This is a genomic window from Actinobacillus suis ATCC 33415 (assembly GCF_000739435.1).
Taxonomy (GTDB): domain Bacteria; phylum Pseudomonadota; class Gammaproteobacteria; order Enterobacterales; family Pasteurellaceae; genus Actinobacillus; species Actinobacillus suis.
On sequence record NZ_CP009159.1, the window covers coordinates 872,488 to 886,595 of the forward strand.

Genomic DNA, 14,108 nt, shown 5'->3' on the forward strand with positions numbered 1-14,108 from the left:
CGCTAAAATAATTAACGATTTTCTATAAATTTTTCTGTATAATGAATTCGCTTTATTTCTTGATTTTAGAGAGGCGGCTATCAAAAACTATTTGTTGGCACCCAGAGAGTTTTTGCTAGTCGCAATTTAAAGAAATAAAACGAAACGATTAAAAGTAAATTAAGGAATTTCAAAAATGAATCCAATTGTTAAGCAATTTAAATACGGTCAACATACCGTAACATTAGAAACAGGTGCTATCGCTCGCCAAGCAACGGCGGCAGTTATGGCAAGTATGGACGATACAACCGTATTCGTTACCGTAGTGGCTAAAAAAGATGTAAAAGAAGGCCAAGATTTCTTCCCATTAACCGTTAACTATCAAGAACGTACTTATGCGGCTGGTCGTATCCCAGGTGGTTTCTTCAAACGTGAAGGCCGTCCATCTGAAGGTGAAACATTAATCGCTCGTTTAATTGACCGTCCTATTCGCCCACTTTTCCCAGAAGGCTTTTTCAACGAAATCCAAGTGGTTGCAACCGTTGTTTCTGTAAACCCTCAAATTAGCCCGGATTTAGTCGCAATGATCGGTGCATCAGCTGCACTTTCATTATCAGGCGTACCTTTCAACGGCCCTATCGGTGCAGCACGTGTTGGTTTTATTAATGATCAATTCGTACTTAACCCAACTATTTCAGAACAAAAACAAAGCCGTTTAGATTTAGTGGTTGCTGGTACAGATAAAGCGGTATTAATGGTTGAATCTGAAGCGGACATTCTTTCTGAAGAACAAATGCTATCTGCGGTAGTATTCGGTCATCAACAACAACAAGTTGTGATTGAAAACATCAAAGAATTCGTAAAAGAAACAGGTAAACCGCGTTGGGACTGGGTTGCTCCGGAACCAAATACCGCATTAATCAATCAAGTTAAAGCATTAGCGGAAGCTCGTATCGGTGATGCATACCGTATCACTGAGAAACAAGCTCGTTACGAACAAATCGATGCAATTAAAGCAGATGTTATTGCACAATTAACTGCGCAAGACGAAACAATTTCTGAAGGTGCAATCGTTGATATTATCACTGCTTTAGAAAGCTCTGTCGTTCGTGGTCGTATCCTTGCGGGTGAACCGCGTATTGACGGTCGTACGGTAGACACCGTTCGTGCATTAGATATTTGCACCGGCGTTTTACCTCGTACTCACGGTTCTGCGATCTTCACCCGTGGTGAAACGCAAGCATTAGCGGTTGCAACTTTAGGTACTGAGCGTGACGCACAAATTATTGACGAATTAACCGGTGAGAAATCAGATCGTTTCTTATTCCACTATAACTTCCCTCCATATTCTGTAGGTGAAACAGGTATGATCGGTTCACCAAAACGTCGTGAAATCGGTCACGGTCGTTTAGCAAAACGCGGTGTGTTAGCGGTAATGCCGACTGCGGAAGAATTCCCATATGTAGTACGTGTGGTTTCTGAAATTACCGAATCAAACGGTTCTTCTTCAATGGCTTCTGTATGTGGTGCATCTTTAGCATTAATGGATGCCGGCGTGCCGATTAAAGCGGCAGTTGCGGGTATCGCAATGGGCTTAGTAAAAGAAGAAGAAAAATTCGTCGTACTTTCAGACATCTTAGGTGATGAAGACCATTTAGGTGATATGGACTTTAAAGTAGCCGGTACACGTGAAGGTGTAACGGCTCTTCAAATGGACATTAAAATCGAAGGTATTACACCAGAAATTATGCGTATTGCATTAAATCAAGCGAAAGGTGCTCGTATGCACATTCTTGGCGTAATGGAACAAGCAATTCCGGCTCCTCGTGCAGATATTTCTGATTTTGCGCCTCGTATCCACACGATGAAAATTGATCCGAAGAAAATCAAAGATGTTATCGGTAAAGGTGGTGCGGTAATTCGTGCATTAACAGAAGAAACCGGTACTTCAATTGATATTGATGACGACGGTACAGTGAAAATAGCCGCAACTGATAATAATGCAGCGAAAATTGTAATGGCTCGTATTGAAGATATCGTTGCAGAAGTTGAAGTAAATGCAATCTACAAAGGTAAAGTTACTCGTGTTGTAGACTTCGGTGCATTTGTATCTATCTTAGGCGGTAAAGAAGGCTTAGTTCACATTTCACAAATCACAAATGAACGTGTTGAACGTGTTGCCGACTACTTAAGCGTAGGTCAAGAAGTGACTGTGAAAGTGGTTGAAATCGATCGTCAAAACCGTATTCGTTTAACGATGAAAGACATCAACAATGATGCTGCAACCCCAGCAGAAGAAACAGAAGCTCAACCTCAAGAGCAACAAGCTGAGATCTAATAGCACTCACATAATCTACCCTCTTTAGCAGAGGGTAGATATTTTCTCAAAGGCTGCTTATCTAATGTTTTCACTGATATTTAAAGTGTTTCATATTCGCTTCTTAATGTTCAATCTTTTCACATTCTTATTTCTGACCGGTTGCGTCAATCGCAATATTTCAGAAATGGTTTCGTCAAATCATTTAGCATTAGCCGAATTAAACCCGCAATTACGCTTTGAACAAGAAGTGATGGTTGTCCGTTTAACACAGGTATTACAAGAAGCAAAATTAAGCCCTGCCGAACGTGCAGATCTTCATTTTGAACGAGGTGTACTCTATGACAGCTTAGGTTTATGGTCCCTTGCTCGTTATGATTTTGCCCAAGCTATCGGTCTTAGCCAAAAAATGGCTGCTGCCTATAATTATATGGGTTTATATCTGTTACTTGAAGATGATTACGACAGCGCTATTGATGCCTTCAATGCCGTATTAGAACTTGATCCAAGCTATAATTATACTTACTTAAATCGTGGTTTAGCTTTTTATTATAGTGGTCGTTATTCGGAAGCAGAACGTGATTTATTGCGTTTTTATGAAGAAGAAAAGCAAGATCCATATCGTGCATTATGGTTATATTTCAATGAGTTAGAACTCAAACCTAATGAAGCAAAAGCAAATCTAATTGCTCGAGCCAAATCATTATCTCCAGATTTTTGGGGAACAAATGTGGTACATTATTTCTTAGGGGAGTTAACTCTTGGACAACTTCGTGATAGAATAGAAAAAGAAGCGCAACCAAATACTGCTTCTTATGCGGAAATTCTAACCGAAACGTATTTTTATCTAGCAAAACAACAACTCAAACTAAATAAAACGGATGAAGCCACCACGCTTTTCCGTCTCTCTCTTGCAAATCAAGTGTTTAACTTTGTTGAGTATCGTTTTGCCTTATTTGAGCTTTCTCAGCTACGTAGTAATAGCGCAGCAGCTCAAATTACTCCCGTTGTTGGGAATAATTAGGACGATTTAAGCGGTCTAAATTTTGCAAATTTTTTGTAAAAACAGACCGCTTGTACTCTTTGGGACAAATTGTTAAAAGCATCTGATTTGCTTCATTACTTTATTTTTTCTTTCCTAAGCTCAACAATTTATTATCAATTGATAATGGATAACTAAGATAATTTGTTATGTATTGCAATGCATAACCTAATTATCTTTATCACGCCATTATTTATTACTTATGGTTTTTTATGACAACTAATTCTTTAACTTTCGCAGACTTAGGTCTTCCACAATCAATTCTTGACGCAGTAAATGAAATCGGCTTTGTAAACCCATCGCCAATTCAACAAGAAACTATCCCTCATTTATTAGCTGGCCGTGACGTACTTGGTATGGCGCAAACCGGTAGTGGTAAAACAGCGGCATTCTCTTTACCGTTACTTGCACAAATTGATCCGGCACAACGCCACCCGCAAATGTTAGTGATGGCACCAACTCGTGAATTAGCAATCCAAGTAGCAGATGCGTGCGAACAATTTACTAAAAATATGAAAGGCGTGCGTGTTGTAACCGTTTACGGTGGTCAACGTTATGACATTCAATTACGCGCATTAAAACAAGGTTCACAAGTTGTTGTTGGTACTCCGGGTCGTATTCTTGATCATATTCGTCGTGGTACATTAGATCTATCTGCGCTTCAATCTATCGTATTAGATGAAGCGGATGAAATGCTTCGTATGGGCTTTATTGACGACGTTGAAACCGTGATGGCGGAATTACCGGAAAATCACCAAACAGCATTATTCTCTGCAACGATGCCTGAACCGATTCGTCGTATTACCCGTCGCTTTATGAAAGATCCGCAAGAAGTTAAAATTCAAGCGACTCAACGTTCTGCACCAGATATCACGCAAAGCTACTGGTTAGTAAATGGCTTCCGTAAAAATGATGCGTTACTACGTTTCTTAGAAGTAGAAGAATTTGATGCGGCAATTATCTTTACTCGTACCAAAACCGGCACAATTGATATTACCGAATTATGTGAACGTAACGGCTACCGTGCGGCGGCATTAAACGGTGATATGACCCAGCAAGCACGTGAGCAAACGTTAGAAAAATTAAAATCAGGTCGTTTAGATATCTTAGTAGCAACCGACGTGGCAGCTCGTGGTATCGATATCGAACGTATCAGCCTTGTAGTGAACTTTGATATTCCATTAGATGCGGAATCTTATGTTCACCGTATCGGTCGTACCGGTCGTGCAGGTCGTTCTGGTCGTGCATTATTATTCGTAGAACCTCGTGAGCGCCGTTTACTTCGTAATATCGAACATTTAATGAAAAAACCGATCGATGAAGTTGCGATTCCAAATCATGAGATTCTAATGGAAAAACGTCGCGAGAAATTCAAAGCACGTGTTTCAGCACAGTTAGAACACCACGATTTAGAGAAATACCGTGAACTACTTGAAGATTTATTCACAGCCGACCAAGACCACGAGGAATTGGCAGCGGCAATGATGATGATGCTTCAAGAGAAACAAAAATTAATTCTTCCGCCGGATCCGGAAATTCGTGCAGCACGTAGCGAACGTGGTCGCAGAGACCGTGACGATCGTCGTGGAGGACGTGATGAGCGCCGTGGCGGCCGTGAACACCGTGAAAATAACGGTGTGGCAATGGATTTATATCGTATCGAATTAGGTCGTGAAGACGGTGTGGAAGTACGTCATATCGTAGGCGCTATCGCTAACGAAGGTGATATTAGCAGCCGTTATATCGGTCACATTAAATTACACGATACTTACTCTACGATTGAGTTACCACAAGGTATGCCGAACCACATCGTGCAACACTTTGCGCAGAAAGCACGTGTATTAAACAAACAGATGCAAATGTCTTTGTTAGGTCCTGCCGGTGGTGTAAACAGCCAACCGTTTGAAGAACGCCGTGGTGGTGGTCGTCGTAGCGATAGAAATGATCGCAATGACCGCCGTGGAGATCGTGGTGGCCGTTCTGACCGTCGTGAAGGTGGCTTTAACGACCGTAAGAAAGGCGGTTTTAAAGAAAAACGTTTCAATGACAGAGGTCGTGGTCGTCGTGACTAATTCACGTTGTTAACTAAATGCCCCAGTTTTGGGGCATTTTGCTATCCAATCAAGCGGTTAAATTTTTTCTAATTTTTACGATTATGTTTATCAAACCTCAAACGACCCAATGTTCACTAGCCATCTCAGCACAAGATATTCACTTTATGCAATATGCTTTAGCATTAGCAGATCGTGCGGAAGCAATAGGTGAAATTCCTGTTGGCGCAGTTCTGATCGATAGCGATGGAAACATTATTGGTGAAGGCTGGAACCAAGTGATTCAACTTGCCGATCCTAGTGCGCATGCAGAAATGCTTGCAATACGTCAAGCAGGTAAAGTACAAAATAACTATCGCTTATTAGGTTGTACTCTATATGTCACTTTAGAACCTTGCACTATGTGTGCCGGAGCTATTTTACATAGTCGCTTACATCGCTTAGTTTTTGGTGCGAGTGACTATAAAACCGGTGCTATCGGTTCGAGATTTCATCTGTTTGAAGATTACAAAATGAACCATTTTCTTGAAATTCGAGGAGGAGTATTAGCGGAAGACTGTAGCCAAAAAATCAGCCGATTCTTTCAACGTCGTCGTCAAGAACAGAAGCAACAAAAACAAGCGGTCTAATTTTCTGCATTTTTTGCAAATTCCTTGAATAAGGACACCTATACGGTGTCCCTAGTGCCAACAAAAACACCTTATCCTTTAATCTGTTGTAACAACAATGCCATAATACGGTTATCTGAAGTTAATTCCGGATGAAATGCACAAGCCAGTAAATTACCTTGCTTGGCAAATACAACATTTCCTTGCCATTCCGCCAATACCTCTACCTCATTTCCAGCAGCACTAATATAAGGCGCACGAATAAACACTGCCGGAAAAGGTTCGGTAAATCCTTTAATCATTAATTCCGCTTGGAAGCTATCAACCTGCCGCCCAAAAGCATTACGTTGAACTTGAATATCCATTTTCGCCAAATGAGGTTGCTCATCGCCTTCAAGTTTATTCGCTAATAGAATCAATCCGGCACAAGTGCCTAAGATAGGTTTATCAAATGATTGTAGCGCCTGAAATAAACCGCTTGAATGAAGTAATCGTCCAATTGCGGTGCTTTCGCCACCGGGTAATATAAGTGCATCAACTTGCTGCAATTCGGCTAACGTTTTTACCATAATGGCTTTTGCGCCCAGTGTCTCTATTTGAGCAATATGTTCCGAAACCGCTCCCTGTAGTGCTAATACGCCTACAGTATATTTTGTATAATCTTTCATTACCAACCACGCTCTTGCATACGATCTTGTGCCGCTAATTTGCTGATCTCCAAGCCTCTCATCGGTTCACCTAAATCTGCTGAAAGGCGGGCAATTAAGTCATAATCTTGATAATGAGTGGTAGCTTCTACAATCGCTTTTGCAAACTTTTCCGGATTTTCGGATTTAAAAATACCTGATCCGACAAATACGCCGTCTGCACCGAGTTCCATCATCAAGGCGGCATCTGCCGGTGTGGCAATTCCGCCTGCCGCAAAATTCACCACCGGTAATTTGCCTAGCGTTTTGATTTGTAGCAATAATTCAAACGGTGCACCTAATTGTTTAGCTTCAGTCATCAGTTCATCATGACTCATATTAATCACTTTGCGTAATTGCGCATTAACCTTGCGTAAGTGACGTACCGCTTCCACCACATTTCCCGTTCCCGGTTCACCCTTAGTACGCAACATCGAAGCGCCTTCTCCAATACGGCGCAGTGCTTCGCCTAAATCTCGGCAACCGCACACAAAAGGTACGGTATATTCGCTTTTTAATAAGTGAAACTCTTCATCTGCCGGCGTTAATACCTCACTTTCATCAATATAATCTACACCCATTGCTTCCAGCACTCTCGCCTCAACAATATGTCCGATACGTGCTTTTGCCATTACCGGAATGGATACCGCTTCCATCACTTCACGCACAATCGTCGGATTTGCCATTCTTGCTACCCCACCCGCTGCACGAATATCAGAAGGTACACGTTCCAACGCCATAACGGCAACCGCACCGGCAGCTTCTGCGATACGAGCTTGTTCCGCATTCACTACATCCATAATGACCCCGCCTTTTTGCATTTGTGCCATTCCGCGTTTAACCAGATCCGAACCTAAAATTTTAGCCATATTAATTTCCTTTTTATTGATGTGAAAAACGGTGGCTATTTTTAGATCAATCAGATATGATTAAAAGTATCAATTTTATAAATATTAATGAGGTCAGAAGTGAAAAAATTAAGCTATCTACTCAATAAGCAGCAAACTACACCGCTTTATTTACAACTTTATCAGCAAATCAAGCGGTCTATTTATAACCAAGAATTACAACTTGGCGATAAATTGCCGTCTAAACGTCACCTCTGTGAATACTTACAAATTAGCCAAAATACGGTGGAAAGCGCCTATGCACAGCTGTTAGCAGAAGGTTATATCGAATCTAAGCCTCGCAGCGGTTTTTTTGTCTGTTTTCAAGCTGAGCAAGCTTATCCGAGTGCAAATGTCGTAAAAAATTTTATAAATTCGACCACTTCTACAGAGTATGAGATCGATTTCAACTCAAATAAAATCGATAGCCTATCTTTTCCATTGAATCGTTGGAAAAAGTGTGCCAATTGGACAAATAAAGATTTTTTAAATATGGGTGACAAGCAAGGCGACCTCAATTTACGTCAACAGATCTCCCAATATTTATTGGCTTCACGCGGGGTAAATTGCGAGCCGGAACAAATCGTGATCGGTGCGGGAGTAGAAAGCTGCTTACAGCAATTGATTTTATTATTTCAACAGCTCAACCCCGCTATGAATTGGGCAATGGAATCTTACGGTTATCCTACGGTAGAAAAACTATTGAATCTCTATCAAAAGCCAATTTTTAAAATGCCGTTCAGCTCGGAAAATTATCAACTGGATATACCTTTTTTGGAACAGAACCAAATTAACGTAGCGTATCTGACTCCTTCGCATTTATATCCGTTCGGTCATATTCTAACCGTTGGACAACGCCAACAATTACTCGAATGGGCAACAGCACAAGACGGACGTTATATTATTGAGGATGACTACGACAGTGAGTTCCGCTACACCGGCAAACCGATTCCGTCGTTACAAAGTTTAGACCGACAAGATAAAGTGATCTATCTAGGATCATTTTCTAAACTATTAATGCCCTCACTGCGGATTACGTTTTTAGTGTTACCTCGCAATTTATTGAGCAAATATCAGCAATATTGTGAATTTTTTAATGCCTCTGTTTCTCGCTTGGAACAGCAACGTTTAGCCAAATTTATTCAATCCGGTGAATTTGAAAAACATATTAATCGAATGAGAAAAATTTACCGCCGTAAAATGGAGTTATTATGTGATCTACTCTCGCCCCATACTAAACAGATTAAATATTATGGCGAACATTCCGGCTTCTATTTGCTGATCGAATTATTAAACGAAACAAGAACGTTAGATCAATTAGTCGAACTGGCAAAAGCACAGAAAATTAAGGTCTATCCGATTCATCACCAACAACGCAGATTATTTAGTTTAGGCTTCGGTCATTTGTCGGAAGAACAACTTCGGAAGGGATTGGGTAAGTTGCTGCACTGTTGGGATATTGCTTGCTAACAAGCGGTCAAATTTTACAATTTTTTTGCAAAAATAAAGGCACGTCAACACGTGCCTTTTTCTTCATTCAGCAAAGATTAGAAATCTAATAATTCTTTTTCTTTTGCCGCTAATACTTCATCTACTTTTTTCACATAACCGTCAGTGATTTTTTGGATTTCATCTTGTGCTTTACGCTCTTCGTCTTCACTGATTTCTTTGTCTTTTAATAACGCTTTGATTTGGTCATTTGCATCACGACGTACGTTACGGATTGCAATTTTACCTTGTTCGCCTTCGCCTTTTACGATTTTGATTAAATCACGACGACGCTCTTCTGTTAATGGTGGAAGTGGAACACGGATTGTTGCACCGGCTGATGAAGGGTTTAAACCTAAATCAGAGGTTAAAATGGCTTTTTCTACTGCGCTAATTAAAGAACGGTCAAATACGTTTACCGCTAATGTACGCGCATCTTCCGCAACCACGTTTGCTACTTGACGAAGTGGTGTTGCAGAACCGTAATACTCTACTTGGATACCGTCTAAAAGGCTTGGTTGTGCACGACCGGTACGAATTTTAGAAATATGGCTTTTTAACGCTTCTAAGCTCTTTTCCATACGATCTTGCGCATCTTTTTTAATTTCGTTGATCATTTGTTGTTCCTTTCAATATTTGAGTCAATAAACTTGTCAATTCTACCTAAATCCCTTTCATTTTCATAGCCCTAACACCAAATTTCTCGTTTTGTTAAAACATTTTACAGACGTTAAAAGCAAATAGCAGGCAATAAAAAACGGTCTGCTTTCTTTATTTGTAAATCATTAAAGAAAACAGACCGCTTGTAGATCATTCAGATAATTAAGAAATGATCGTACCTTCGGTTGTACCGGTTACCACTTGTTTTAAGGCGCCCGGTTTAACCATATTGAATACACGAATCGGCATACTGTGGTCACGTGCTAACGTAAATGCCGCTAAGTCCATTACTTGTAACTCTTGATCGATAACTTCCGCATAGCTTAATTGGTTGTAAAGTTTCGCATCGGCAAATTTAGCCGGATCTTTATCATATACACCGTCAACTTTAGTTGCTTTTAATACCACGTCCGCTTCAATTTCGATACCACGTAAACACGCTGCAGAGTCTGTGGTAAAGAACGGGCTACCTGTACCGGCAGAGAAAATCACCACACGTTTTTCACGTAACATTTTGATTGCTTCAGACCAGTTATAAGTATCGCAAATGCCGTTTAATTGGAATGCAGACATTAATTTTGCGTTTACATCCGCACGGTGTAACGCATCACGCATTGCTAAACCGTTCATTACAGTCGCAAGCATACCCATATGGTCACCCACAACACGGTTCATACCCGCTTTTGCTAATTTCGCACCACGGAACAAGTTACCGCCACCAAGCACAACGCCAACTTCTACGCCCATTTCTACTAATTCTTTTATTTCTAACGCCATACGATCCAAAATTGATGGATCGATGCCGAAGCCTTCATCACCTTGTAGCGCTTCGCCACTTAACTTTAATAAAATACGGTTGTAGATTGGTTTACTCATTTTAATTGCCTCTTATGCTGTATGGACTAAAAACAAAATTACGCTATTATAGACTATCCTGTTTAATCAGGAAATAGCAACCGATTATATTTACTTCTTGGAATAGCAAATGACACAGAAATTAACAAAACAACAAGTCATCTATACTTTTATTGCGCTGCTTTTAGCAATTTTCGCCGGCTACTTTATGCTAAAAGGTTCCGGTTTCTTCCCTACACCTAATCTTATTGAAATACTATGCGCCGTCATTTTAATTATTGCGCTCGGAAGTTCTAAGATTTCGTACTACGCATTATTATTACCGATTACTATCGGCTATATGCTATATACGCCAATCGGCTTATCTTTCGGTGCGCCATCTTATCAATATATTGCTTCATTATTTGCAACCGATTTACTGGAAGGACGAGAATTTCTCACTCAGTTACCGATTAGCAATTATTTGATTGCTATCGGAATCTTACTCGCGATCATTTTTTTCCGAAAAATTACCAAACAGCATCAGATTAATTTCTTGAACAATCGTACATTTATTATTAGCTCATTAGTGGTTTCACTTTTCAGCCTTGCGCCCTTCAAATTCTTTCACGAATTTTTTAGTGAAAGTATGAAGGTAAAACAGGAATTAGAAGCGCTAAATAACAGTACTGCGATTCCTTCCGAATGGGGCAATTCCACACTTTCTAGCGATTCAAAATATGATGATTACGTGTTAGTTATCGGTGAAAGCGCCCGTAAAGATTATCATCATGCTTACGGCTATCCGGTTGAAAATACGCCGTTTATGAGCAACGCGAAAGGCACGCTAATTGATGGATTCACCGCCGGTGGAACCAATACCATTTCATCATTAAAATTATTGCTCACTAAGCCGAATACTCAAACTTGGGAAGGCAATTACCGCTTAAATTTAGTCGAGCTAGTCAAATCCGCCGGGATTAAAACTTACTGGATTTCCAACCAAGGCTATTTAGGACGTTTTGATACGCCGATTTCTTCATTGGCAAACAAAAGCGATGAGAAGATCTTTCTCAAATCAGGTGATTCATTTAGCCAAAATATCAGTGATTTCGCATTACTGCCGAAATTCAGCCAAGTAATTTCGCAAGCGACCCAAGGCAAGCGCTTTATTGCGGTGCATTTATATGGTTCACATCCGATTACCTGTGATCGCCTAACCGATTACCCGAAGATCTTTGATGATGCCAAAATTGCGCAAAAATATCACAACGTAAACTGTTATCTTTCTTCGATGAAGAAAACCGATGAATTACTGGAAAAACTGTATAACGAGTTAAACCAAAATAAAGCGAAAACCGGCAGAAGTTTCTCCATGGTTTACTTTTCCGACCACGGTTTAATTCATAGTGAAGACGAAAAAGGCATCCATATTTTAAATACCGCACAAGGCAAACTACACTTTGATGTGCCGTTATTTAAAATTTCAAGCGATGATACCGAACGCCACGTTTATAAAGTGTTTAAATCCGGTTTAAACTTTACTGACGGTATCGGTAAATGGATAGGCATTAGTAATGAAAAATTAAATCCGCAAGCGGATTTGTTTAGCAATCAAAGTGATAAAGACGATTACGGACTGAAGCAAGTAATTGAAAAGATTCCGGCAAAAGCCGATCCTGCGATTGTAATTCCAGCCAAATAGTTAGCTGATAACAAGCGGTCATTTTTAGCAAGAAATTTGCAAAAATTTCAGCAAATATGACCGCTTAACCAATTGGTAGATAGAAACAAAAAAGCAGGCCAAAGCCTGCTTTTTCTATTTTCATACCGAAAATTAAACTTTTTGCATTGCAGCAACTTCTGCAGCGAAGTCAGTTTCAACTTTCTCGATACCTTCACCAACTTCTAAACGGATGAAGTTAGATACAGAAGTGTTTACTGATTTTAAGTATGCACCAACTGTTTGTGAAGGATCCATTACGAATGCTTGACCAGTTAATGAAACTTCACCAGTGAATTTAGCCATACGGCCTTCAACCATTTTCTCAGCGATTTCTTTTGGTTTACCAGAGTTCATCGCGATTTCGATTTGGATTTCACGTTCTTTAGCAACTACGTCTGCAGAAACGTCTTCTGGGTTTACGAATTCTGGTTTAGATGCTGCAACGTGCATTGCAACTTTCTTCAATTCTTCTTCTGAACCTTCACCAGCAACTAATACACCGATTTTCGCACCGTGTAAGTATTGTGCAATTACGTTACCGTCTAAGTATTGAACACGACGGATGTTCATGTTTTCACCGATTTTAGCAACTAATGCAACACGTTTTTCTTCGAATTGTGCCGCTAATGCTTCAATTGTGATGCCTTTGTTTGCTGCTGCGAAATCAACAACTTCGTTTGCTAATTCTAAGAAACCAGCGTCTTTTGCTACGAAGTCAGTTTGGCAGTTCATTTCAACTAACACACCGAAACCGTTAGCAACGCGAGCTAAGATAACACCTTCAGCTGCCACGTTACCTGCTTTTTTAGCCGCTTTAGCTTGGCCTGATTTACGCATGTTGTCGATTGCTAATTCGATATCACCGTTTGCTTCAACTAACGCTTTTTTACATTCCATCATACCTGCGCCAGTACGTTCACGAAGTTCTTTTACGAGTGATGCTGTGATTTCAGCCATTTTGTATTCCTCTAAGGTTGAATTAGATAAGAAAAGCAGGGGGATAAAAAATCGCCCCTGCTCCAAAGTGATTTAAGGGCTATGCCTTAATAACGATTATTCAGCTGTCGCTTCTAACTCAGCTTCAACGTTTGAACCACGACCTTCTTTAACTGCTGCTGATGCTGCGTCTAAGTAAAGTTGGATTGCACGTGTTGCGTCATCGTTACCAGGGATGATGTAGTTAACACCGTCTGGCGTAGAGTTTGTATCAACGATAGCAAATACCGGAATACCTAAGTTGTTTGCTTCTTTGATTGCGATATGTTCGTGGTCAGCACCGATTACGAAGATTGCATCCGGAAGACCAGCCATATCTTTGATACCGCCTAAGCTTAACTCTAATTTTTCTAACTCACGAGTACGCATTAACGCTTCTTTTTTAGTGATTTTGTCAAAAGTACCGTCTTGAGTTTGAGCTTCTAAATCTTTTAAACGTTTGATTGATTGACGTACTGTTTTCCAGTTAGTCAACATACCACCTAACCAACGGTGGTTTACGTAGAATTGTTGGCAATCTACTGCTGCTGCTTTAACTGCTTCAGACGCTGCACGTTTTGTACCAACGAATAAAATTTTACCGTTGTTGCTTGAAATGCGAGTTAATTCCGCTAAAGCTTCGTTGAATAAAGGTAAAGTTTTTTCTAAGTTGATTACGTGAACACCGTTACGCGCACCGAAAATGAATGGTTTCATTTTTGGGTTCCAGTAACGAGTTTGGTGACCATAGTGAACGCCCGCATTAAGCATATCGCGCATAGAAACTTGTGCCATAAGAATTTTCCTTAAATGTTGTTTGCTTTGTCACTTATGAAAGACAAAGCGGGGTTTAGC

At 40.3% G+C, this 14,108-nt stretch carries 12 protein-coding genes; 6 read left to right on the forward strand and 6 right to left on the reverse strand.

All coding sequences use genetic code 11. From position 1 onward, the window contains the following. The first annotated feature begins 175 nt into the window (after positions 1-175). From pnp to tadA, 4 genes are all read left to right on the forward strand, one after another. On the forward strand, positions 176-2,317 hold the full coding sequence (gene pnp / locus ASU1_RS03990) for a polyribonucleotide nucleotidyltransferase (RefSeq protein ID WP_014991570.1): 2,142 nt from the start codon (positions 176-178) through the stop codon (positions 2,315-2,317). A gap of 64 nt (positions 2,318-2,381) precedes the next feature. Further along, positions 2,382-3,320: a lipoprotein NlpI gene (gene nlpI, locus ASU1_RS03995; RefSeq protein ID WP_039195060.1), complete on the forward strand. Its 939-nt coding sequence runs from the start codon at positions 2,382-2,384 to the stop codon at positions 3,318-3,320. Positions 3,321-3,550: 230 nt separating this feature from the next. Next, positions 3,551-5,410 carry a DEAD/DEAH box helicase gene (locus tag ASU1_RS04000; RefSeq protein WP_014991572.1) on the forward strand — a complete coding sequence of 620 codons (1,860 nt, stop codon included), beginning with the start codon at positions 3,551-3,553 and terminating at the stop codon, positions 5,408-5,410. 17 nt (positions 5,411-5,427) lie between these two features. Next, positions 5,428-6,018: a tRNA adenosine(34) deaminase TadA gene (tadA, locus tag ASU1_RS04005; protein WP_081541507.1), complete on the forward strand. Its 591-nt coding sequence runs from the start codon at positions 5,428-5,430 to the stop codon at positions 6,016-6,018. 71 nt (positions 6,019-6,089) lie between these two features. On the opposite strand, the gene pdxT is transcribed toward tadA, so the two are convergent. After that, positions 6,090-6,665, reverse strand: coding sequence for a pyridoxal 5'-phosphate synthase glutaminase subunit PdxT (gene pdxT / locus ASU1_RS04010; protein ID WP_014991574.1), 576 nt, complete (start codon positions 6,663-6,665; stop codon positions 6,090-6,092). Next, positions 6,665-7,552: a pyridoxal 5'-phosphate synthase lyase subunit PdxS gene (gene pdxS / locus ASU1_RS04015; RefSeq protein WP_014991575.1), complete on the reverse strand. Its 888-nt coding sequence runs from the start codon at positions 7,550-7,552 to the stop codon at positions 6,665-6,667. Before pdxS ends, pdxT begins: the two co-directional genes overlap by 1 nt. 99 nt (positions 7,553-7,651) lie before the next feature. On the opposite strand from pdxS, the gene pdxR reads away from it, so the two are divergent. Beyond that, positions 7,652-9,040, forward strand: coding sequence for a MocR-like pyridoxine biosynthesis transcription factor PdxR (pdxR, locus tag ASU1_RS04020; RefSeq protein ID WP_014991576.1), 1,389 nt, complete (start codon positions 7,652-7,654; stop codon positions 9,038-9,040). 77 nt (positions 9,041-9,117) lie between these two features. On the opposite strand, the gene frr is transcribed toward pdxR, so the two are convergent. Beyond that, positions 9,118-9,675, reverse strand: a complete 558-nt coding sequence (frr, locus tag ASU1_RS04025) for a ribosome recycling factor (protein WP_014991577.1) — start codon at positions 9,673-9,675, stop codon at positions 9,118-9,120. A 205-nt stretch (positions 9,676-9,880) separates the two neighbouring features. After that, on the reverse strand, positions 9,881-10,594 hold the full coding sequence (gene pyrH, locus ASU1_RS04030) for a UMP kinase (protein ID WP_014991578.1): 714 nt from the start codon (positions 10,592-10,594) through the stop codon (positions 9,881-9,883). 109 nt (positions 10,595-10,703) lie between these two features. On the opposite strand from pyrH, the gene ASU1_RS04035 reads away from it, so the two are divergent. Then, positions 10,704-12,257, forward strand: a complete 1,554-nt coding sequence (locus ASU1_RS04035) for a phosphoethanolamine transferase (protein WP_014991579.1) — start codon at positions 10,704-10,706, stop codon at positions 12,255-12,257. Between the two features lie 132 nt (positions 12,258-12,389). Here the strand turns inward: ASU1_RS04035 and tsf are convergent, their stop codons facing one another. Together tsf and rpsB are read right to left on the reverse strand one after the other, a co-directional pair. After that, positions 12,390-13,235: a translation elongation factor Ts gene (gene tsf, locus ASU1_RS04040; RefSeq protein ID WP_014991580.1), complete on the reverse strand. Its 846-nt coding sequence runs from the start codon at positions 13,233-13,235 to the stop codon at positions 12,390-12,392. Positions 13,236-13,331: 96 nt separating this feature from the next. Then, complete coding sequence (rpsB, locus tag ASU1_RS04045) at positions 13,332-14,048, reverse strand: 30S ribosomal protein S2 (protein WP_014991581.1); 717 nt, start codon at positions 14,046-14,048, stop codon at positions 13,332-13,334. Positions 14,049-14,108 lie beyond the last annotated feature (60 nt).